Source organism: Acinetobacter bereziniae LMG 1003 = CIP 70.12, from assembly GCF_000368925.1.
Taxonomy (GTDB): domain Bacteria; phylum Pseudomonadota; class Gammaproteobacteria; order Pseudomonadales; family Moraxellaceae; genus Acinetobacter; species Acinetobacter bereziniae.
Window position 1 is genome coordinate 356,807 of record NZ_KB849755.1, and the last position, 23,400, is coordinate 380,206.

Consider the following 23,400-nt stretch of genomic DNA (forward strand, 5'->3'; position numbering starts at 1 on the left):
AAGCTTTTTTATTCATTTCATTATAATGAGAATCTTAAGGTGTGGTTGCACCCACCACTTCAAACTCAATGCGACGATTTTTAAATTGCCCTTCTTTAGTCGAATTATCTGCAATCGGGTTATCCTGACCATGTCCTTCCGCAGTAAGCTGAGAACTATGAACTCCCTTTTCAACCAAATAAGCGACAACGGATTTCGCTCGTTTTTCGGATAAGGTTTTATTTGAGGCTGCATTCCCGACATTATCAGTAAAACCTTTGACCACAAGTTTTGCATCAGGTAGTTGTTTTAACAAACTCGCTGCTTTATCCAAAATGGCTTTATTGGCATCAGGAATACCTGTAGAACCAGTTGCAAAGTTAATCACCTGAAGGTTTAAAGCTGCGGCAATATCATTGACATTCGCAGAGTCTACTTGAATATTTGACAATGCTTGATCAGCTTGTGAATTACTTGTATCGACATTTGCTGTCGCATCCGATGCAGCGAGATTCGCAGTTAATTGGTTTGCTGTAATATTTACATTTGGAATAATACCTTTTAATTCATCAGCTAATTTTTGTGCTTGAGCCAAATCTGGGGCTTGAATGGTAAATTGATCCCCCATCCATGCCAATGAAATATTTGGAATTCCTTTAATTTTTGTTAAAACTTGATTGATTGCATTTTGATCTGGCAAGTCACCTGCATAAGCTGTATTGGCTGTAATTTGACACTGATCTGCTTGACCAAAAACAGAGGCAACAGCACCTTTTAATTGATCCAACAAAGTTTGACTGCTGGATTGTGCTTGGCAATTTGCCAGCTTACCCTGAGCATTAGTAGAAAGCTGAAATTCAGCAGCTTGTAAATCTACAACAGCCTGTGAAGCTGAGCTTCCTGTTGTAGATTCGCCAACTACAGCAGGTTTACTGCTACATTGCTTGAACAATAATGCAGCTAAACCTGCAATCACCAATAAAGCAATGATGGGCAACAGCCAATTTGATTTCTTTGGCTCATCTTGAACTGGGTTTGAGTTAAGCGGTGGAACAGGTGTAGGCGTGACAATTTCAACGGGTGCAGGAGCAACGGGCTCAACAGGTGGTATGACCGTTTCTGCAACAGGCACAGCTTCTGCATTGGAAGCGAAACCTAAGCCTCCAACGCTGAGCCCAAGTGCTGTAAATAAGCCCCCAGCCCATGCAGGCAACGCAGCCTGAATATTCCCCCACTGCGCCTTAATTAAATCGAAAATTTCATGTTTATTGTCTGAGCCTGCCTGATCTGCAAGCAAAGATAATGTGGGAGAAATAGCATGATTTAATATGTTTTCAATGTCTTGTGCCGGTGCATCCCCCCGAACCAGATCAAGAAATTGGCTTACCGTTTCTGGACGATAACTAAAAATGTCAGCGAGCCGTGGATTCAGATTTTGCTGAAGTGTACTAATCAGTTCAGGTTTGGATTTAAAAATGGTAAGAAGGATGGGAAAAAATGCGCTTAACGCACCGATTTTTTCATCTTGAAACTGTTGATCATGTTGTAAAACTTTTGTTGTCACTTGTTGTTTTAAAAGCTCAATAATATTCATAATTCTGGACACTCCTATATCATTGTTGTGTTTGTCGCATTAGAATCACTTATTGATCGTTTTTTATTCTAGTGGTTAATTTTTGATATTTATAATATCTTTTTGTAGCAATAAATGTTTTATATCTATAAAAAAAGCCAGCTTATGCTGGCTTTTTAAACTCAATAGAAGTGAACACTTTCCTATATTAAGCGATAAACGTCGCTACAACTTTACCCAACATTTTTTGATTAATTAGTGGTGTATTTTTCCCATTTGAATAAATGCTGTCTTTGCTCACTGTCCATTCCATGTCTGGATCAACCAATGCCCAACCTGATTCTTTCATCCAACGTTCAGTCATGTTAGCAACTTTTGCAGGTGCAGATGTCACTTTTTCAACCCATTCTAAAGGTTCAAATAAACCTTCACGAACCAATTGAACGCCAAAAGACACATAGGTATCAAATGCACTGATACCAGGCAAAGTTTCAGCAAATGGTGCTAATTTAGCCGAGCCACTTAAAGGTTCATGATGTGTACAAATCGCATCAATAATGCCCTCTTTTACTCCCTTACGAAGTAATTCCTTATCTTGTTCAGCACGTAAAGGTGGGCGTACATGCGCAAGCGAATTAAAACCATCAATCAATTGATCAGTTAAATGCAGTTGATGCATGGCAACATCCGCTGTGACTGGCAAACCTTTCTGCTTTGCGATTTTGATCAAATCGACAGATGCGCCACTCGAAAGTAAGCCAAAATGCGCTTTAACGCCTGTGGCTTCAATCATTAATAAATATTTTGCAATAGCAATTGTCTCTGCAAGCGCAGGAATCATTGGCAAACCTTGACGTGAGGCAACAAAACCTTCGTGTACACATCCGTCTTTGGCAATTTGATGCTCTTCAGGATAGAACACAACGGTCATATCCAAACCCGCGGCGTACTCCAGTGTACGAAGTACCACATCATCATTTTCAAAGGTCGCATAGGCATTTGAAACAGCTGTACAGCCACCCTTTTTCAACCCCGCCATATTGGCAGGCTGTTTTCCGTTTAGACCTTGTGTTTGTGCGCCAATCACCTGTAAGTGGATACCGCCATCCAACATGGCTTTTTCAACCAAACCATGAATTAAAGCGCCGTTATCTTGCACAATCGGTTGGGAGTCAGGTGGTGTGAACACATGTAAAATGCCATTTTCACGAGCAGCTTTACCTTCTGACTTTAGTGTTCCATGCTGTTGTTGACCTGGCTCACGTAAACATGCGCAAAGATCCACCATGGTCGGCATCAACCACTTCCCTTGCCCATCAATGCTTTCAACAACGTCATTCGAGGACTCTACAAGTTTTCCATCTTTCAGATAAACAGTTTGTACGCGGTCAGTTTTGTTGATGGGGTCTAAGACACGTACATTTTCAATTTTTACAATACTCATGACTTTATCCTCTACCTTAAACTGCAATCGCGTCTAATAAACCTTTTTCCTGCAACTGACCTTGCATTGCCAGCGCCAAAACAGCCATACGAACTGCAATACCGTTGGTCACTTGATGAAGAATCACCGATTGATCCCCATCCGCAATGCTGGAATCAATTTCTACACCACGATTCATAGGTCCAGGATGCATCACGATACAATCTGGTTTTGCAAAAGCAAGGCGTTCTTTGTTCAAACCATACATTTTGTAAAACTCAGCTTGTGAAGACAAAGCGGGTGAATCAATACGTTCATTTTGAATACGTAAGGTAATAATCACATCACAATCTTTAACCCCTTCATCCATTTTATTGAATAGACGTACACCTTCACCATATTCATCAAAACCATGAGGCAATAATGTGTTTGGTGCAATGACACGGATATCTTTACAGCCGAGCGTTTGTAAAGCAGCAATGTCTGAACGAGCGACACGAGAGTGTTTAATATCGCCAATAATTGCAAGGCTAATATCTTCAAAATTCTTTTTAGTTTCACGGCGAATGGTCAACATATCCAACATTGCTTGAGTTGGATGTGCATGACGTCCATCTCCTGCATTGATAATAGCGACATGAGGACATACAGTTTCTGCGATAAAGTGAGCAGCACCTGAAGAAGAATGACGCACCACGAAAATATCGGCTGCCATTGCTTCTAAATTCCAAAGTGTGTCACGTAATGTTTCACCTTTTGAGGTACTTGAACGTGCAATATCAATATTCAGTACATTGGCTGACAAGCGCTTTGCAGCAGCTTCAAAAGTGGTACGGGTACGAGTTGAGTTTTCAAAAAACAGATTCATCACTGTACGACCTTCTAAAAGCGGTGTCGTTATCAGTTGATTTTGATCATTTATAAAAGAATGGGCTGTATCTAGAATTTTAGTGAGGGTTTCTTTAGAAAGACCTTCGATGGTCAGGAAATGCTTTAAGTTTCCATCATTATTGAGTTGAATCTGACTCGGTGTATGCAATGCCGCCAAGTGCATGAGAGATTCCTTAGAGGTTAAGTTAACGTATTATACAGATTTTCCTTTTCTTTGGCAGACGAAGTTTTGGGCAAATAACGCTAAAAATACTGATCAAATTTTAAATTTGATCAATTTCAAATCAGACTGCTTCACATCCATTTGCAATAGCTTTTGTTTTAATTGTCTTATCAGTTCAATATAGTCTTGGTCGGATTGATCTTTTAAAAGTTCAAGATAACTGTCTAATCTATTCAGTGCTTTATCTCGCCATTTAAACAACTCCTGAATCGGATGATATTTTTCAGGATCTACATGGGTTAGGTCATATTCCAATATTTGGCTATTTGTTAATGCCGTATCAAATTCTTTGACTCGTTTTAGACAATTCAGCGTATCTTCTAGTCGAAAACGGATTTCATGTTCACACAAAAATTTTAAATGAGCTAAATCATGTTGCTCTGCAAAATACTGTGCAAGTGGTAATGTAAATTCCTCATAAGGATACCAACGACCATGTGCGCACGAAATCAATTCTTTAAACTTTTTATTGTCCAACCATTGTCGAAAAACTGCATCTTTTGCCAGTTTATAATCTGCCAAACGTCGCGCTGTTTGAGCGAATGATTCATCTGCTGTACCTGAATAAATCATTTGATGTCTTTTTAAATATTTGCTGATTTCCGTATTAAACTTACTATAACTCAAAGTCTATACGCTATGATCATTATGATTTTTATCAGCTTATAAGTTGAATGGGATACTTACTGTTTCAAATGCGTAAAAAGCTTCAAGCCCGACCATCTTTATACTTAAAGCTTTTAATTTTGTATTATCTCAATGCACCAATATAGTGATGAGAAACTTGTGCACGATATATTTCTTCTTCCGTTGCACCAGAAATATAGCCTTCTTCAGATGCTGAATCCTGTTCTATCCGGTCAACGGTTGTATCTAAATCTGGTTGTTCTTGATCAAGTAAATGCTGTAAACGTAAAGCATGTCGATTGAGCTCAGCATCTTGAGTTGCTAAAGATATATCAATGACATACTGCGCATAGCTTTTATTGTCAACCAAATACATCACATCTATGACTCGCCCTGTTACACGTCTAAGTCTGGTTAAAATGAGTGCCCCAATTGAAAATGCATCTGCATGTGCAATAAATCGATTGTTATTGACTGGTTGCATAAAAATCCCCTGTATTCATTTAATTTTTTAACATCAGCACACTGACCAATACGATGAATAACTAAGCAATTTATATACCAATTTTAAATTCTAACAGCTGTCATCTTTTAAAAAGTTCAATCAATCAGAATCTTTAAGTCGTTGAATTAAGTCGTTGAATCATGATTTGACCGACACATCTAGGTCCTTCCAATAAATTGAATAATTGCCCAATGTGTATATGACGTTCATCATGATCAAACAAAAACCACATTTCTGCTTCATAAGGAGACATTGCATTCATTTTAAGTGCAATACTCCAAGTATTGATCTTATGCTTGTGCAAAATCTCTGTTGTACAGTAATAAACACCATGTTGTGGGATATGCTGACGTCCACCGTTCTCAGGTGTATACCAATCAATCAATACTTCAAAGACTTGCTTTTGTTTTATCATGACAGGTTAGGGTCTGTTGACATTTAGGGTTCATAATTTAACCTACAATGGGAGCCATAAAAATATACAAGCTAATGCAACAGAACTTTCATAGTTCCGTTTTAACTTGTCGTATCGAGTGGCTATTCCTCGAAATTGCTTTAATCTACAGAACATATTTTCTACTAAGTGCCTGATTTTATATAAATACCAATCCATATGGTCATTGTTTGATTGGCTATTGGATTTTTTAGGTATATTCGCTTTTGTTCTAGTTGCTCTAATCTGCTCTCTTAATGGCTCTGAATCGTAACCTTTATCTCCACATACAACCTCTACCTCATTTAAATCGAGTTTTGAAATTAAATCAGGTGCGACTTTAACATCATGCGTGGTTCCATCAGTAATAATGAAATCAATAGGATTACCATTTGAATCTACAACTAAATGTATTTTGGAGGAGTTTCCTCCTGCACTTTTAGAGATTGCCTGATCAGCAATACCCGCAGAATGTTGATGAGCACGAATATGGGAACCATCGATGAATAGCCATTCCATATCGGTATTCAGTGATAATAATTTGAATATAGTGAGTAACTTACCACTACTTGACCAGCAATTAAAACGTTTAAAAATAGAGTTCGGTTGTCCAAAGCAAGTGGGTATGTCACGCCAAGGACATCCAGTTCTTATCCTATAAAGAATCGCTTCAAAAAAAATTTCTTAAATTTGAGTTGAGATGAATGGATAAATTACGCAAAATAGCTTTCAACTTTTGCCAGTGTTGATCTGTTAACATGGTACGAGGCATAGCGAATAGTAAAATTGGGTTTGGCGATTTAATTTTACTACTTCGCTATTTTTTAATCTAAAAGTGTCAACACACCCTAATTATTTTGTTCACTGATGAATTCCAAGTTACCACTTTGTTTGCTCTCCATCGTCATCGATCACATCAACCTGCACATATTGACCGAATAAAGCCAAAAAAGCTTTTATTTCTTGTCTGAGTTGATCATTTATTGCAGATATTTCCAATAGAATTTGGGATTCTTCAAAAATCAAACGGACATCATATTCCCATGCATTTCCTGTCACTGTCGTTGCTTTTAAATAAACAATATTTGACTGGAGGAATTGATAACTCTGCAATTGCTGAGCGATTTGAATCACCAATTGACGATGTGTTCGATACCAATCTTCAGGCTGAAAGGTGACATAAAATTCCGCTGACATGTCCAAGCTCTCTAGATCATGATCTTATAAAGCAGGTGAATGATAAAAATATGTCCAACACATTTCTATTGAGATAAAAATAAGTACCAATCCCATCGCTACATTAAAAATTCGTGCGCGATTTCCTGTGTTTAAAAAGTTTGCTAATTTTTGCCCCACAACTCCCCACAACACTAATGATAAATAACACACCACAAAATAAATCAGCACAAAAATCAGCAAAGCATTTTCGATTTGACCTGTTGAAAACAAACCCGTACCTGCTACAGCCGCAATCCATGCTTTTGGATTAAGCCACTGCATCAATGCACCTTGCATAAAGGTGGGAATTTTAGTTTGAGCATGGCTTTGGGTAGAAATCGTTGTGCCTTCTGCGCGCAGAATATTTAGCCCAATCCATAACAGTAAAACTGTACCCAATACGGTAATAATATCCAATAGCAAAGGATAAACCACGATGATTTGATATAGACCAAAACAGACTGATGCCAATAGCAAAGTAAAGCCAATTGTTGCCCCTGAAATAAAACCAAAGCTGCGTTTAGCGCCATAATTCATACTGCTGGTTAAAATGGTTAAATTTACAGGTCCTGGCGATATGGACATTGAAAGTGAAAAAATAAACATTGAAAGAATAAGACTCAGCATTTTTTTAAATTTCTTGATTTGATCTTGGTTAGATATGGATATTTGAATATATTTCAAGCAAATCACCACAATCTATAAAAGAATTTTAAGGTTTTTGGAAAAATTCGATCTTCTTGGCACAATCCACAAGTTTTCGTCATCAAAATACGCTAAAATATGCGATTGCTTTAATGTCTTTGGAAATATTCATGAATTCGAAACCGCGTCTTTCTACATATTGGGTTACCTGTGCAGATGGACTAGAAACCTTACTGCAAGAAGAAATTCAAGGTTTAGGGATTCAAAATATTGAAAAATTTCCTGGACGTTTGGTCTTTAAGGGTAAACTTGAAGATGCTTACCGTATTTGTATGTGGTCACGCCTTGCTTCACGTGTGCTCACGCCTATTCATACACATGAACTTGAATTTACGCATGATGCACGTGACGTTGCTGAAGAACTTTATGAAGGTGCGATCAACTTTGATTGGTCGTTAATTTTTGCACCACAAAGTACTTTTGCCATTCGCCTACACGTTGAACGTGATATCAAGGTCAATACTCAATTCGCAACCTTACGTGTCAAAGATGGCGTGGTTGATTCTTTCATGGAAGCAGTGGGTAAACGCCCAAGCATTGATATTAAGCAACCTGAAATTACCTTATATGTACTTGCAGGCAAAACTGAACATACCTACTGCCTAGACTTATCTGGCGATTCTCTACATAAGCGTGGCTATCGCCGTTACATGACCGATGCACCGATTAAAGAAAATTTAGCCGCTGCCATTTTACAAAAAGCCAAATTGAAAGAACGTCACCCAGAAATCATACTTGACCCAATGTGTGGTTCAGGTACGTTTATCATTGAATCACTAATGATTCTGACTGACCGTGCGCCAGGTTTAGTCCGTCGTTTTGGTTTCAATGGTTGGAATGGGCATGACCATGAACTTTGGATGTCGATCAAAGCTGAAGCCGCAGACCGTCATCAAGCCGCATTACAACAACCTTTACCAAAATTCTATGCTTATGATGCAGATTGGGAAGCTGTAAAAGCCACCAAGCAAAATATTATTGCGGCAGGTTTTGAACAGCAACTCGATCAAATTCAAATCGAAGAACGTACATTAGCAGATTGGCCAGACTTCCATGCTGAAGGTAAAACATCCTTTGTTGTCACCAACCCTCCTTATGGTGAGCGTTTGGGAGATAAAGCTTCAAATCGAGCATTATATTTAGGTCTATCTGCGCTTTTACAAAAGAATTTCCCAAATCAATATGCAGCTGTTATAGCTGCAGCAGTTGAACAAGCGGATGTATTGGCTTTCAACAATCCACAAATTTTACGTTTGATGAATGGTAAATTACCGATTTATGTTCGTTTTGGTGATATTAAACCAGCAACAGTCAGTAAGCCCTTCCTTGCAGATTGGCAACCTCAACAATTTGAAAAGATTGAAGGTGCTGAAGACTTTACCAACCGTTTGCAAAAAAACATGCAAGCTTTAAAGAAATGGGCAGTCAAAGAAAATATTTATTGCTTAAGACTTTACGATGCGGATCTACCTGATTTTAATGTTGCAGTTGACCTTTATGGTGATCGTTTGCATGTCCAAGAATATGCCCCACCGAAATCAATTGATCCTGAAAAAGCCAAAAAGCGTTTTAATCTTGCTTTAGCCTCGATCCGTGCGGTAACAGGTTTAGGTCGTGATGCAATTTTTATCAAAACCCGTGCGCGTCAAGAAGGTAAAGCGCAGTACACCAAACAAAGTACTGCGTCTAAACGCTTTATCGTTCAGGAAGGTAAAGCTAAAATTCTGGTCAATTTAACTGATTATTTAGATACGGGATTATTCTTAGACCATCGTCAAATGCGCTTACGCATCGCAGCAGAAGCCAAAGGCAAACACTTCCTTAACCTATACAGCTACACCTCGACTGCAAGTTTGCATGCCGCTTTAGGGGGTGCTGCCAGTACAACCAGTGTGGACTTATCCAATACTTACTTAAACTGGTCTAAAGAAAACTTTGTACTGAATGGTCTGACCGTAGATCATGCTGATGAACAACACCAATTTTTCTCAAGCGATTGTTTCGAATGGCTCAAAGAGGGTCATGAACAATATGACTTGATCTTTATTGATCCTCCAACTTTCTCTAACTCAAAAAAATTCTATGGTACATTCGATGTTCAACGTGATCATATCTCATTACTTAAACGAGCAATGAACCGCTTAACGACCGAAGGGACTTTATATTTCTCAAATAACTATCGTGGTTTTGAGATGGATGAAGAAATTGAGGCTATGTTTGATGTGCAAGAAATCAGCAATGAAACCATTGGTTTAGATTTTAAACGTAATCAAAAAATCCACAGAGCTTGGAAAATTAAACACTTCCCTGTTTAATTTTTTTCTCGCTATTTATACGCCACGGGGTCAACTTCATGACCAATGTACAAGGTCACCCGATCTTGTGTTGTGATACGAACATCGTGGCGTTGATAAGGGTTAAATCCCATATCGATAATTTTATATTTTTCTAAAGGGGTAATATATTTATCCCCCGGTTTATTCGGATCAGGGTCTTTTTTTTGCCACTCAAAATCAGTCAATACAGTAGAATATATTTCATCCTTTTTTGCTGCATCTGCTTGTTGTTGCGCGATCTTATGATGTAAATCTTTTTGCTCATCTACAGATTGTTGAGCATCCTGTTTAACGGCTTGAATAATAATCGGCGAAAGCTTTACTACACCTACAGACTGTTCTGCAAGATCTTGGTCATCCAATTGATTTGCCAATATCTCAGCCGAACCCAGTGCCATTAACAACATCGTCAGTAGCTTTAAATAATCAGATTTTTCCTTTATTTTGATCGTCATGATCAACTTCCCTTTCTTATTATTCCTGTCTAAAAATTATCAATTTTTAACAAATGTTGCAATCAAACGATCAGAAAACCCGATAATAGGTAAAACAGATTAGGCTTATCTGTTAAATAAGCCCGCTTACTGGCTGAAATAGGTTCAAACAGAACTAATCAACACATTCCGCTGTAATTCTGCCTGCATTACACATTTCCCATAACTGCTGGTGTGCATAACGGTTACCTTGTGCTTCAGAACGCTTCAACCATTGCACTGCCAACGTTACGTTTGCAGCAACACCCTTACCTTCCAGATACATCTGCCCAACACTGTTTTGAGCATCCTCATCGCCCTGCTCAGCAGATTTCAACATCCATTGAAATGCTTGCTTTTCATTTTTTGTTATTCCATCCCCATATAGATTCATGAGGGCAAGATTACGTTGTGCATTGGCATCGCCTTGTTCAGCAGATTTCTGATACCATTTTGCAGCCAAGGCTTTATTTTGCGATATGCCCTCACCAGTATAGTAAGCAAGCCCTAAATTATTCTGTCCTGCTGGATCATTCTGTTCTGCTGATTTTTTATATCACTCTACAGCTTTGGAAGGATCTTGCTTGACCGTAAAACCATATTTAAAGAAATCACCAACAACTGAAAATGCTAGCCAAAACCCTCCTTGAGCCGACTTTAGCATCAATGCTGCCCCGTTTTTTTGGGATGCCTCATCTTCGCGATATAATAAAAAGTCAGCATATTGATACATTGCTTCTGGATCCCCCTGTTCTGATCGTTTGATCATTTCTTCAAATGTTCTTTCAGGTAAGGCTTGTGCCAAAGGGTTAAAACATAAAATTGAAAATAATAGGATATAAATTTTTTTATTCATTGAATATTCGCCGTTGATATATAGATTTCTTATAACATAAAAAAACCAACCGTCTTATAACGGTTGGTTTTTTATCTTTGGTACATGACTCGATTAGCTGAGTTTTAATTTCCCAAAATCAAGCTCACCATTTTCAGCACTGATCAAGATGGTATCACCCGCTGTAAATGCACCTGACAAGATTTTTTGCGCCAATGGGTTCTCAACCTGCTGTTGGATTGCACGTTTGAGTGGACGCGCACCATATACAGGATCAAAACCAGCATCGATCAGAATGTCAAACGCTTGATCATCAACATTTAAACGAATATCACGTTCAGCTAAACGTGCGCGTAAACGATCTAATTGAATATCCGCAATGCCTCGAATCTGCGATTTTTTCAATGAGTGGAACACCACCAATTCATCTATACGATTGATGAACTCTGGACGGAAATGCTGAGAAACGGCATTCATCACTGTTGCTCGAACATCTTCATCGCTTGCACCTTCACCCAACTCACGAACATCACTTGAACCTAAGTTAGACGTCATCACGATAACCGTATTCTTAAAGTCGATCACACGACCTTGAGAATCTGTCAAACGCCCATCATCAAGCACCTGCAATAAGATGTTAAATACATCTGGATGTGCTTTTTCCACTTCATCAAACAACACCACGCTATATGGCTTACGACGTACAGCTTCAGTCAATACACCGCCTTCTTCGTATCCGACATAGCCTGGAGGCGCACCAACTAAACGACTGACCGAATGCTTTTCCATAAATTCTGACATGTCAATTCGAATGATCGCATCATCACTGTCAAATAAAAAGTTGCCTAAAGCTTTGGTAAGCTCGGTTTTACCCACACCTGTCGGTCCAAGGAACAAGAATGACCCACTTGGGCGATTCGGATCGGAAAGACCGGCACGTGAACGGCGCACCGCATTTGCGACTGCCACAACAGCCTCATCCTGACCAACGACACGGTTATGCAAGAAGTCTTCCATATGAAGCAGTTTCTCACGTTCACCTTGTAGCATTTTGGACACTGGTATACCAGTTGCAGCACTGACAACTTCTGCAATTTCGTTTTCAGTCACTTTGGTACGAATCAGTTTTGGCTCTTCATTCACTTCCGCAACTTCTTCTTCATTCAAGCGTTTTTGCAACTCTGGAATCACACCATATTGCAAACGGCTTGCTTCAGCCAAGTCACCTTCACGTTGCGCTTTTTCAAACGCTGTGCGAGCTTTATCAAGTTCAATTTGCGCCTGATTAGTGCCATCAACCAAACGTTTTTCTGCAATCCAAACTTCTTCCAAATCACTGTATTCTTTCTGAACTTCAGCAATTTGTTTTTCCAAATGCTCAACTTCAGCCTTACTGACTGAATCCGCATCCTTCTTAACCGCTTCCAATTGCATCTTCAACTGGATTAAACGACGGTCTAGACGATCTAGTGCTTCTGGCTTAGAGTCAATTTCCATTTTGATTCGTGATGCAGCCTCATCAATCAAATCAATCGCTTTGTCTGGCAATTGACGATCTGTAATATAGCGATGCGACATTTTCGCTGCAGCAATAATCGCGGAGTCAAGAATTTGCACCCCATGATGGGTCGCATATTTATCTTTTAAACCACGTAAAATTGCGATGGTATCTTCCACACTTGGTTCATCTACCAATACTTTTTGGAAACGACGTTCAAGCGCAGCATCTTTTTCAATAAATTGACGATACTCATCTAAAGTCGTTGCACCTACACAACGCAACTCCCCACGAGCCAATGCAGGTTTTAACATATTCCCTGCATCCATTGCACCATCACCTTTACCTGCACCCACGAGCGTATGTAACTCATCGATGAACAAGATGATTTCACCATCAAATTTTGCGAGATCTTTTAAAACAGCTTTTAAACGCTCTTCAAACTCACCACGATATTTCGCACCAGCCAATAATGAACCCAGGTCTAAGGACAAGACACGTTTCCCTTTTAAACCTTCTGGTACTTCACCATTGATAATACGTTGCGCCAAACCTTCGACAATCGCAGTTTTACCCACACCTGGTTCACCAATAAGCACTGGATTATTTTTGGTACGACGTGACAATACTTGAATGGTACGACGAATTTCCTCATCACGACCAATCACAGGGTCAAGTTTTCCTTCTGCAGCACGTGCAGTCAGATCAATTGTATATTTATTGAGTGAATCTCGTTGATCCTCATGGTTATTTGCCATCACTTGTTCACCCCCTCGAATATTTTCAATCGCTTTGCGTAGTTTTTCAGTGGTCACACCTACGCCAGTTAATAATGTTTTGGTTGCACCTGTTTCAGCCAATGCCAAGATGACCCAATCTGTAGATAAGAACTCATCACCTGCTTTTTGGGCAAAGCTGTCTGCTAAATTTAATGCTCGAACAGCCTCAGGATTGAGGTTGATATCTCCAGTCGGTGTTCCAATTTTTGGCGCATCCGCCAACGCTTTCTGCAACTTTGCTTTTAACTCAGGGATATTTGCACCAGCCTGTTGTAACAGACTCAAGTTTGAAGGCTCTTCCAATAACACTGAAAGTATATGAATACCTTCAATGGCGGTATTGTCATTACCCATTGCCTGAGATTGTGCATCTGATAAAGCTTGCTGTAAGCGGTTCGTAAATTTTTCAAATCGCATTCTTGTTATTCCTCACAACAAATTTGTACTTGAATAATAGATGGGAACGGTTTTGTAGATTTCAACTATATTTAAAAATTAATTTATATATTTTTCAAAAGCTTATTAAAATAGTCAGGATATATTTCAGTATTAATATTTGTGCTAAATTCATCTTTTTCAAGTCAATTTAAGCAAAAATATTACGTATGACCTTTAAGCGTTTGTATTTTCAACAATATGCTTTAGAGTAAGCAGTATTGAACTTTTTTAGAATAACAACAATGTTGAATTTCAGTAAATTATTGTCGGTACTATTCACTATAAGCATGTTAAATGCTTGTGGCTATCAATCGCCGAACAGCGATAAATTTCCACATAAACATATTCAAGAATTAACACCTGAAACATCAGATCTAGAATTTAAATGGTTTAAATCGCCTGCTGACACGATCTTAAAAGTTTTGAATGAAAATTTTATTGTGTATGATTGTTCGATATTTGAAAGAGTCAATCAACCCAAACGGGATTTAAAAATTTGTAGTTATGATTTACGTACCCATCAACAGCTTCCGGCATATTTTGTCTCGTCTTCACCCCGGCAGTTGATCCAACAAATTGAATATTTAGGTCAAAATCAATTTTTAGTGACTATAAGAATTTTTCAAGCCGATTATCAGTCGCCCACTCAAGCTTATCTTTTCAATGCGCAGACCCAAACTTTTACTCAACTAAGTACCTTTTCTTATGATCAATTTGCTTATGCACTATTGGAGCAAATGGTACAGGAAAAAACTTATCAAAAAAAAGTTTCAGAACATGACATCATCGTTTATTTCGACCCTCAATATGTCTCAGAAAAAGAAGCCGAGAAAGTCAAACAAGAACAAAAACAGCAGGAACAATCTTTTATTCAAAATATAATAGATATTTTTAGAACTCAGCCTGAACAACCACAACGTAACTTTTCACCCAATAATTATCGAGTTCAACCTGCAGAACCATTTAATTTAGCGATGATTGCAAAGTTAAAACAATACTTACAACAGCAGCAAGCCGAGTGTTATCAAGTGATTGATGAAGAAACACAACTCATAAAAACCTCAAAAAACTATATTTTTAGTCAAGATTTTTCCAGATTTCTTCCAAAATTAGAACATTCGATTGAGCTACCTGAATGTAAGACAGCCCCTAAACCAATAATTTCAAACGATAAATACCTAAAATATCAAAGTATTGATGATGTCCAAGGCTCAGGAAATCACTATATTTTTTGGTTTACACCGATTGGATATGATGTATTTGAAATTCAGCAACATGGCAAAACAATACAGTTTAAACTGCCGCTTGAAGCAGCACAGATTTATCGCGTTAGAAATGATCTCATCGTGATCAATGCTCAAACTTATTACATTATTCCTTTGTCTTAGCAAATATAGTCAATCCGCTTAAAAAGCGCATACAGTAAAAATATAATTTCTTGTGATCAATAAAATCAATGCAATGAATATATTGTTGAATCATTTAAAGCTGTCATTGCCACGCTTTATATCAAAAGTTTAAATAGATCTGCGTAAGTAACTTCTCTTTGTTTATCCATTCTTTCTTGAATAGCATTCTTGTGCTGCAAACAAAGCAGTGCTTTGTTTTTGCTCATATACACTCGCTCAACATGGCAACATCCATGTCGCCTCACAATAGAAAGAACATCGGTGATTCAAAAATGCAAAAAAGTCATTCTCCAAAAGTTTGTAATAACTAATAATTTGTATAAAAGCATCAAGCTTATTGAATATGAATGATTTAAATCGAATCACTTGTATCGATAATCAGGGTTGAACTATAGAATCTCAATCAAGATCATCATGAATACGATGAGATTGGCTATACTTCTGTCTTGGTTGCCGAACTCTGCGAAACCGCACTATTTGCAGCAACACTTTGAGTAATCCACACGTTGCCACCAATCACAGCGCCTTGACCGATCGTGATACGTCCAAGAATGGTCGCACCTGCATAAATCACCACATTGTCTTCAACAATTGGATGACGTGCATATTCCTTTTGTAGACGTCCACTATCATCGACTTCAAAACGCTTAGCACCCAAAGTGACTGCTTGATAAATTCGGACATTTTTTCCAATAATACACGTTTCTCCAATCACCACACCTGTACCATGATCGATGAAGAAACCTTGTTCAATTTGTGCGCCTGGATGAATGTCGATTCCTGTTTTTGAATGTGCAATCTCAGCAATTAAACGTGCCAATAGAGATAAATCTTTTTTATAAAATTCGTGGGCAACACGATGATAAATGATTGCCAAAATTCCCGGATAACATAACAACACCTCATCCACACTACGTGCCGCAGGATCACCATCATATGCCGCTATCACATCTGTATCCAAAATACGGCGTATATCAGGCAGTTTTTGCGCAAATTCACTGACAATACTTTGCGCCAGCACGTCAATGACGTCTGCATTTTCATTATGTTTTTTATATTTATAATCATAGGTTAAATTGAGTTTGACTTGCTCAAGTAAGGAATGCAAAGTTTTTTCAAGTGTATGTGCAATATAAAAATTTTCACTTTGTTGTCGTAAATCATGTGGACCTAAACGCATAGGGAATAAAATGCCACATAGGTCATTCATGATCTTCTTAATTTCGTCTTTTGACGGTAATTCCCTCCCTCCAAAGTCTTTGAGACTTTTACGTTGGGTACGCCATTCATTCCGAGCTTCTTGTAACTCATCCACAATATTTTGGATATTCCATTGGATCATATGTTTACCTACCTAAAAGACGTTCCATGATCTAAAAAACCTCACATGAAATTTTATTATTCATCTAAATACTATTTTATTCACAATATGGTAGATAAACATAATTCATATAAGCATATCTGTAAAAAATAATTCAATCTTTATTTCAAAATAAGAATAAGTAATCCATTTTTTATTAATTTATAGAATATACAAAATGTTTATAGTTGTTATCAATACATCTGATACATCAAAGCTTAAATACAAATTTAAGTCAGAAGAAAGGCAATTGAAATGACCAGTTTAAACCAACAACATTTTAACGAATTAACTCAAGCACAAATTGAAAAGATTTTTGAACAAGCGCAACAACGTGTTGAAGACCATTATTTAGAGTTTACAGGTACGATTTTACCGCACGAAGCTTGGGCATTGTATCAAGCTGGTCATGTCGAAATTGTCGATGTTCGCACCAATGAAGAACGAAAATTTGTCGGTTTTGTTGAAGGTACCATTCACATCCCCTGGGCTACAGGAACTGCATTAAACCGTAATCCGCGTTTTGCCAAAGAACTCGAAAGCAAAGTGGGCAAAGATAAAATCATTCTTTTACTGTGCCGTAGTGGTAAACGTTCCGCAGCGGCAGCCAATGTCGCTTTCAATGCTGGTTTTGAAAATATTTATAACATTGAACAAGGCTTTGAAGGTGACTTGGATGAAAACAATCATCGCGGGGTATTCAACGGTTGGCGCTTTCATGGATTGCCTTGGCGCCAAGAATAGCTTTCGAAGTTATTCCTTATACATATTTTAAAAGATTCAAAATATGAAGCATTCATAACAGCACTCTGATTTTACTGGAGATGATAACAATAGACACCTTAAACAAATTGTAATCAACCATCAATTCATATCACCAAGGATTAAAACATGGCTAAGAACCAAGAAGTCACACGCCAAGCACTCAATGATCAGGCTGCTCGCCAACTGGCAAATGCAACCAAAACCGTTCCTCAACTTTCAACAATTACGCCACGATGGCTGACGCATTTATTACAATGGACACCTGTAGAAGCTGGTATTTACCGAGTCAACAAAGTCAGCAATACAGATGATATTCAAGTTGCCTGCACCCAACGTGATGAAGCGACACTTCCACAAACCTTTGTGGATTATGAGCTTAATCCTCGTGAATATTTTTTAAATGGGGTTTCAACCGTACTCGATATTCATACCCGTGTTTCAGACTTATACAGTAGCCCTCACGATCAAATTAAAGAACAATTACGCCTGACTATAGAAACGATTAAAGAGCGCCAAGAAAGTGAATTGATCAATAACCCTGAATACGGGCTATTGGCGAGTGTTGCTGATCAACAACGCCTTTCAACCTTGACAGGCGCCCCAACACCCGATGATTTGGATGACCTATTACGCAAGGTTTGGAAAGAATCAGGTTTTTTCTTGGCGCATCCTGATGCAATTGCTGCATTTGGTCGTGAATGTACTCGCCGTGGCGTACCACCACCGACTGTCAGCTTGTTTGGTTCTCAATTTATTACATGGCGTGGTATTCCGTTAATTCCTTCCAATAAAATCCCAGTGGAAGACGGCAAAACCAAAATCATCCTGTTACGTGTTGGAGAAAAACGTCAAGGTGTCGTCGGACTATTCCAACCTGGTCTTGCGGGTGAACAAGCACCAGGACTTTCAGTCCGCTTTATGGGCATCAATCGCAATGCCATTGCTTCATATTTAATTTCGTTATATTGCTCACTTGCTGTGCTTACAGATGATGCGCTTGCTGTACTTGAAGATGTGGAGGTAGATAAATACCATGACTATCCAACAACCTACAAATAATTCATCTGCTGCAACACAAGATGCACCAATCCATGAATCTGTGATTACCCAGTTGGCAAATGAATTGTTTGCGGCATTACCACAGCAAAAAAAACAAGCTTTGAATTTTGAGCTGCCTGATCAAGTGCTCGGGCAGAGCCATACACCACAGCCAAAAGATCCAATAGCAGCTTTATCAGGTCGTATCCCTGCTATTGTGCAACAAGCTCATTTAAATCCGAAATCTACGCAACATTATGTAGAACCTACGACAGATCATCCTGAACGTCGCATTCTATCTTCGGCGCCAATTATTGGAGGAGCGCATACGCCAGACCCATTCACGGTCACACCTGATTGGAATTTAGCCTTAAATTCAACGTCTGCACTCCCCTCTACTCCGCTAGCAACATCCGCAACACCATCACAATCCGCTTTTTATTTTTTGGATTTCGCTCAAAATGAAAGTGTTGATGCTGAAAATCTACAACACAACATCAGCCAAACAAAAGGAATTAAAAATCCCTATGCCTTTGATGATTATCATGTGACAAATGATCATCATCTAAAAAGCACGATAGAAGATCGTAATGACAAACCTGCGACGACTGAATCAGGCTATTACTTTCTTCAATCACCCACAATTAAGTCTGTTCGTCCACATTCAGATAAGCAAATACCCACTCAGAGTCAAAATTATCAGCCATTGGATATTCTGCAAATTCGAAAAGACTTTCCAATTTTGCAAGAGCGTGTCAATGGTCAGCCTTTGATCTGGTTGGATAATGCAGCAACCACCCATAAACCACAGGCAGTTATTGATCGAATTTCTTATTTTTACCAGCATGAAAATTCGAATATTCACCGTGCTGCACACGAACTCGCAGCACGTGCCAGTGATGCCTATGAACATGCACGTGATGTGGTTGCTCGCTTTATCGGTGCAGCTTCTGCTAAAAATATTGTTTTTGTCCGAGGCACAACCGAAGGGATTAATTTAATTGCAAAATCATGGGGAAAACAAAATATTCAAGCGGGAGATGAAATCATTGTCTCGCATTTGGAACATCATGCCAATATTGTCCCCTGGTACCAACTGACTCAAGAAACTGGCGCTAAGCTGCGGGTAATCCCTGTCGATGATACGGGTCAGATTCAGATTGATGAATTTTTCAAACTCCTCAATCCAAAGACCAAGCTTGTTTCAATCACTCAAGTATCCAATGCACTTGGTACGGTGACACCAACTCAAGAAATTATCGCTTTAGCACATGCTGCTGGTGTACGGGTCTTAATTGATGGCGCGCAATCGGTTTCTCATGTTCCAACCAATGTGAGTAGCTTAGACGCTGACTTCTTTGTATTCTCTGGGCACAAAGTTTTTGGACCTACAGGGATCGGCGCTGTTTATGCCAAATCAGAATTACTCGACAGCATGCCCGTTTGGGAAGGTGGCGGTAATATGATTCAGGATGTCACTTTTGAACATGTGATCTATCAGCCTGCGCCAAATAAATTTGAAGCTGGTACTGGAAACATCGCTGATGCTGTTGGCTTAGGTGCTGCTTTGGAATATATAGAAAGAATCGGTATCCACAATATCGCACGCTATGAGCATGATTTGCTGGAGTACGGTCAACATGCACTTCAAAGTGTTTCTGGTTTACGTTTAATTGGTACTGCCTTAAACAAAGCCAGTGTGATGTCTTTTACCCTTGCAGGTTATGAAACTGAAGAAGTGGGGAAAGTTTTAAATCAGCATGGAATTGCTGTACGAACGGGACATCATTGCGCACAACCAATTTTACGCCGTTTTGGTGTCGAACGGACTGTGCGCCCTTCACTTGCGTTCTATAACACCACTGAAGAAATAGATGTATTGGTTTCAGTATTGCACCAATTAAGACGAGCTAAACTTTATCGGTCTGCATTTGCAAATCAATGAATATCCAGACAGTTCTTTTAGGGTCAGTGGACATTTCATAAATGGCTTGCGTTGTAGGTTAAAATTGAGCAGGCAAGGCATGAAATTAAGAGAATAGCGAGACTATTTTTAAGTTTCATAACGTAGCCTGAGATAATTTTAACCACAACCCTGAGCAAGAACAAAGCACTGCTTTGTTTGCAGCGCAAGGCGTAGCGGGGGCTAGCGTGTTTTTTGTCGCTTCGTCGTTCCCTTGCGAAACAGTGTTTCTCATCATTTAGAATGACTAAATTTCGTATTTCGCGCCTAGAATCGCCTAAAAAACACACCTAGTCGCAAACATAGACGAATTGTCCACAGCCCCTAATGAATCACATGCTAGATCATTAGCATGTGATCGTAAAAATATATCAAATTCATTCTCCCTCCAATCCAACCTATAAACTGTACTCGAAAGCGCTTGATCAATTTAAAAATTGGTCGATTTAAATACTCGCAAGCACAAATGCTAAGCGTTTAAACGATCAACAGGAGTGCTGATAATTTAACAATCATGGGCTTGAGCTTGCTAGGACAATCTCAGATACTGTCTAAAAATTAAATCTTGTATCAGCATTATGTTTTCAATCAAAAAAATCCTCATTTTAAGCAGCCTAATGATCACAACTCAAAGCTTTGCGCTACCTCAAGACTCACGTCGAGCTGGTGGTATTGCGGTGATTACTGTGCCCAAAACAGTGTTGAATGTGAGTTATCAAGGCAAGCCCGTATTGGTTGTTGATGGGACCAATTCGGTGAATCATATTGTATTTGGTATTCCACTTTCTGCTCAGGTTGGCAACCTAGAACTGCAAAGCTCAAATGGTCCAATCAATATTGAGGTGCAACCCTATAAGTATGCTGAGCAACGGCTTAATGTAAAAAACCAGGATTACGTTAATCCAAATCAACAACAGCTTGATCGATATAGCCAAGAAGCCAAAGAGCAAAATGACGTCTATACCACATTTAGCCCAGCCCAATGGAAAGATTTCCCAAATTTCATCCGACCAACTGCAGGTAAATTTAGCAATTCATTCGGTCGCAAACGTTTTTTCAATGGCGAAGAACGCGCACCCCATTCTGGATTAGATATACCTGCTCCAATTGGACAAAAAGTTATTGCACCCGCGGCAGGAAAAGTGGTTGCAACGGGCAACTATTTCTTTAATGGCAATACTGTCATGATTGATCATGGACAAGGTTTAATTAGTATGTTCTGTCACCTAAGTAAAATAAATGTTGAGAAAGGACAAATATTACAACAAGGTGATTTGCTTGGTTTGGTGGGTAAAACAGGACGAGTAACAGGACCACATTTACATTGGGGAATGAGTCTCAACAATGCACGTGTTGATCCACAGCTTTTTCTAAGCCACTAATTTGCTCAAATAGATCGCAAAATTAAGTCATTTCCTCACTAAAAATAGCTTTTTTGGAGAAAATACACATTTTGTAATAATTTATTTTATTTAATTTTGACTCCACTAGTCACGTTTTATAAATACTAAAAAATAAAAAAAAGCCAATAAAACTATTGGCTTTTTTTAGATTTATTTTGCTATTCAGCAGCGATAATTTCATAATCGTGGGTGATTTCAACACCGCCATCAGACAACATTTTACTCGCCGAACAATATTTTTCAGCTGATAATTCAACAGCTTTGGCAACTTGCTTATCTTTTACATCATGCCCTGTCACGACAAAATGTAGATGTATTTTAGTAAATACTGCTGGAATGGTATCTGCACGTTCAGCCTTGAGCTGACAAACAACATCCGTTACATTTTGTCTCGATTTCTTTAAAATGGTCACAATATCAAATGAAGCACACCCACCAAGTCCCATTAATATCAATTCCATAGGACGTGGTCCACGGTTTTCACCACCGTATTCAGCAGAACCATCCATAATAATTTGGTGACCACTTTCTGAATTTGCTTGAAAAGCAACATTCTCTAACCAATGAACGCTAGTTTGCATTGCAACTACCTAAAAAAAGCTATAAATTTACAGGGTACCTGTACACTAGCATAAAATGAGTTGATAAGGAATTTCATCTCTACTGCTTCTACGTGACGAGTTCAATTTAGATCAAAAGATCTAGTTATTATCCAATTCGGAATTTTTAAGCATGTCTTCTAATTTTGCACAACTTAGTACAGATGCTTTGTCACCTGGTCAATTACCTGAGTCAGTCAAAGCTTTGCTCAAGAGAGCCCACATCAATCGTTTTCCTAAACGCTCAACAATCATTGATGCAGGTTCAGAGTCAAAATCACTGTATTTAATTTTAAAAGGTTCAGTTTCAATTATTTTACGCGAAGATGATGAGCGTGAAATCGTTGTTGCCTATTTGAACCCTGGGGATTTTTTCGGAGAAATGGGTTTATTTGAGCAAAACCCACAACGTACAGCCGAAGTCAGAACTCGTGACGTATGTGAAATCGCAGAGATTTCATATGACAATTTCCACGAAATCAGTAAACAATACCCTGACTTAAGTTATGCAGTATTTGCACAACTTGTTCGTCGCTTAAAGAATACAACACGTAAAGTAACTGACCTTGCATTTATTGATGTCTCTGGTCGTATTGCACGTTGCTTGATTGATCTTTCTGCGCAACCTGAAGCGATGATTTTACCAAATGGTCGTCAGATTCGTATTACTCGTCAAGAAATTGGTCGCATCGTAGGTTGCTCACGTGAAATGGTAGGGCGTGTATTAAAAACGCTTGAAGAGCAAGGTATGATCGAGACTGATGGTAAAGCAATTTTAATTTTTGATGCGTCTTTAGAAGAGTCTAAATTCTCTGAAGATGAATATAACAATGATGATGAATAAAATTTAAAAGTTGATTTGAGAAGTAAACATCACCAATTTTTGGCTTTGATAAATATCAAAATTCTCAAAATAACACCATCTTT

General features: G+C 38.6%; 22 protein-coding genes and 1 pseudogene. 7 read left to right on the forward strand and 16 right to left on the reverse strand.

The window, feature by feature from the left end:
- Window positions 1–34: 34 nt before the first annotated feature.
- The 9 genes from F938_RS03545 to F938_RS03585 form a co-directional block, all read right to left on the reverse strand.
- Entirely contained in the window at window positions 35–1,573 is a 1,539-nt protein-coding gene (locus tag F938_RS03545) for an OmpA family protein (RefSeq protein WP_005029452.1), read from the reverse strand.
- Window positions 1,574–1,760: 187 nt separating this feature from the next.
- Entirely contained in the window at window positions 1,761–2,996 is a 1,236-nt protein-coding gene (locus F938_RS03550; protein WP_005029453.1) for a dihydroorotase, read from the reverse strand.
- Between the two features lie 16 nt (window positions 2,997–3,012).
- On the reverse strand, window positions 3,013–4,029 hold the full coding sequence (locus tag F938_RS03555) for an aspartate carbamoyltransferase catalytic subunit (RefSeq protein ID WP_005029454.1): 1,017 nt from the start codon (window positions 4,027–4,029) through the stop codon (window positions 3,013–3,015).
- A 93-nt stretch (window positions 4,030–4,122) separates the two neighbouring features.
- Entirely contained in the window at window positions 4,123–4,662 is a 540-nt protein-coding gene (locus F938_RS03560) for a hypothetical protein (protein WP_005029456.1), read from the reverse strand.
- Between the two features lie 178 nt (window positions 4,663–4,840).
- Window positions 4,841–5,200 carry a hypothetical protein gene (locus tag F938_RS03565; protein ID WP_005029457.1) on the reverse strand — a complete coding sequence of 120 codons (360 nt, stop codon included), beginning with the start codon at window positions 5,198–5,200 and terminating at the stop codon, window positions 4,841–4,843.
- Between the two features lie 133 nt (window positions 5,201–5,333).
- Window positions 5,334–5,636, reverse strand: coding sequence for a hypothetical protein (locus tag F938_RS03570; protein WP_005029458.1), 303 nt, complete (start codon window positions 5,634–5,636; stop codon window positions 5,334–5,336).
- 42 nt (window positions 5,637–5,678) lie between these two features.
- A protein-coding gene (locus tag F938_RS03575; RefSeq protein ID WP_100250461.1) for an IS5 family transposase occupies window positions 5,679–6,426 on the reverse strand; the annotation gives its coding sequence in 2 pieces (ribosomal slippage) (window positions 5,679–6,332 and window positions 6,334–6,426; 747 coding nt in all).
- Window positions 6,427–6,533: 107 nt separating this feature from the next.
- A complete protein-coding gene (locus F938_RS03580) occupies window positions 6,534–6,851 on the reverse strand; it encodes a hypothetical protein (protein WP_005029462.1) in 318 nt (105 codons plus the stop codon).
- A gap of 24 nt (window positions 6,852–6,875) precedes the next feature.
- The gene (locus F938_RS03585; protein ID WP_227567568.1) at window positions 6,876–7,457 is read right to left on the reverse strand and encodes a LysE family translocator; all 582 of its coding nucleotides are present in this window, start codon (window positions 7,455–7,457) and stop codon (window positions 6,876–6,878) included.
- 230 nt (window positions 7,458–7,687) lie between these two features.
- Between F938_RS03585 and rlmKL the strand changes: the two genes are divergently transcribed.
- Window positions 7,688–9,892 carry a bifunctional 23S rRNA (guanine(2069)-N(7))-methyltransferase RlmK/23S rRNA (guanine(2445)-N(2))-methyltransferase RlmL gene (gene rlmKL / locus F938_RS03590; RefSeq protein WP_004831142.1) on the forward strand — a complete coding sequence of 735 codons (2,205 nt, stop codon included), beginning with the start codon at window positions 7,688–7,690 and terminating at the stop codon, window positions 9,890–9,892.
- A gap of 11 nt (window positions 9,893–9,903) precedes the next feature.
- Here the strand turns inward: rlmKL and F938_RS03595 are convergent, their stop codons facing one another.
- The 5 genes and pseudogenes from F938_RS03595 to clpB form a co-directional block, all read right to left on the reverse strand.
- Complete coding sequence (locus F938_RS03595; protein WP_005029465.1) at window positions 9,904–10,368, reverse strand: hypothetical protein; 465 nt, start codon at window positions 10,366–10,368, stop codon at window positions 9,904–9,906.
- Between the two features lie 154 nt (window positions 10,369–10,522).
- Complete coding sequence (locus F938_RS24855) at window positions 10,523–10,726, reverse strand: SEL1-like repeat protein (protein WP_227567119.1); 204 nt, start codon at window positions 10,724–10,726, stop codon at window positions 10,523–10,525.
- Window positions 10,712–10,903, reverse strand: a pseudogene (locus F938_RS24860) (tetratricopeptide repeat protein); the annotation flags it as partial. The pseudogene F938_RS24860 and the gene F938_RS24855, both read right to left, overlap by 15 nt.
- Window positions 10,904–10,942: 39 nt before the next feature.
- On the reverse strand, window positions 10,943–11,242 hold the full coding sequence (locus F938_RS03605) for an SEL1-like repeat protein (RefSeq protein WP_005029469.1): 300 nt from the start codon (window positions 11,240–11,242) through the stop codon (window positions 10,943–10,945).
- Window positions 11,243–11,335: 93 nt separating this feature from the next.
- The gene (clpB, locus tag F938_RS03610; protein ID WP_005029470.1) at window positions 11,336–13,915 is read right to left on the reverse strand and encodes an ATP-dependent chaperone ClpB; all 2,580 of its coding nucleotides are present in this window, start codon (window positions 13,913–13,915) and stop codon (window positions 11,336–11,338) included.
- A 263-nt stretch (window positions 13,916–14,178) separates the two neighbouring features.
- Here clpB and F938_RS03615 point away from each other — a divergent pair, with 263 nt between their 5' ends.
- Window positions 14,179–15,324, forward strand: coding sequence for a hypothetical protein (locus F938_RS03615; RefSeq protein WP_005029472.1), 1,146 nt, complete (start codon window positions 14,179–14,181; stop codon window positions 15,322–15,324).
- 454 nt (window positions 15,325–15,778) lie between these two features.
- Here the strand turns inward: F938_RS03615 and epsC are convergent, their stop codons facing one another.
- A complete protein-coding gene (gene epsC / locus F938_RS03620; protein ID WP_005029475.1) occupies window positions 15,779–16,687 on the reverse strand; it encodes a serine O-acetyltransferase EpsC in 909 nt (302 codons plus the stop codon).
- A gap of 273 nt (window positions 16,688–16,960) precedes the next feature.
- Between epsC and F938_RS03625 the strand changes: the two genes are divergently transcribed.
- The 4 genes from F938_RS03625 to F938_RS03640 all read left to right on the forward strand — a co-directional run bounded on the left by F938_RS03625 (window position 16,961) and on the right by F938_RS03640 (window position 21,853).
- Complete coding sequence (locus F938_RS03625) at window positions 16,961–17,449, forward strand: rhodanese-like domain-containing protein (RefSeq protein WP_004831152.1); 489 nt, start codon at window positions 16,961–16,963, stop codon at window positions 17,447–17,449.
- A gap of 147 nt (window positions 17,450–17,596) precedes the next feature.
- Window positions 17,597–18,529, forward strand: coding sequence for a family 2A encapsulin nanocompartment shell protein (locus F938_RS03630; RefSeq protein ID WP_005029477.1), 933 nt, complete (start codon window positions 17,597–17,599; stop codon window positions 18,527–18,529).
- Complete coding sequence (locus tag F938_RS03635; RefSeq protein ID WP_005029479.1) at window positions 18,504–20,453, forward strand: family 2A encapsulin nanocompartment cargo protein cysteine desulfurase; 1,950 nt, start codon at window positions 18,504–18,506, stop codon at window positions 20,451–20,453. Before F938_RS03630 ends, F938_RS03635 begins: the two co-directional genes overlap by 26 nt.
- Window positions 20,454–21,049: 596 nt before the next feature.
- Window positions 21,050–21,853 carry a peptidoglycan DD-metalloendopeptidase family protein gene (locus tag F938_RS03640; RefSeq protein WP_010591505.1) on the forward strand — a complete coding sequence of 268 codons (804 nt, stop codon included), beginning with the start codon at window positions 21,050–21,052 and terminating at the stop codon, window positions 21,851–21,853.
- Between the two features lie 179 nt (window positions 21,854–22,032).
- Here the strand turns inward: F938_RS03640 and F938_RS03645 are convergent, their stop codons facing one another.
- Window positions 22,033–22,455: an OsmC family protein gene (locus tag F938_RS03645; RefSeq protein WP_004831156.1), complete on the reverse strand. Its 423-nt coding sequence runs from the start codon at window positions 22,453–22,455 to the stop codon at window positions 22,033–22,035.
- A 151-nt stretch (window positions 22,456–22,606) separates the two neighbouring features.
- Between F938_RS03645 and crp the strand changes: the two genes are divergently transcribed.
- Window positions 22,607–23,317 (forward strand): cAMP-activated global transcriptional regulator CRP, encoded by a 711-nt coding sequence (crp, locus tag F938_RS03650; RefSeq protein WP_004831157.1) that lies wholly within the window; start codon window positions 22,607–22,609, stop codon window positions 23,315–23,317.
- The last annotated feature ends 83 nt before the right edge of the window (window positions 23,318–23,400 follow it).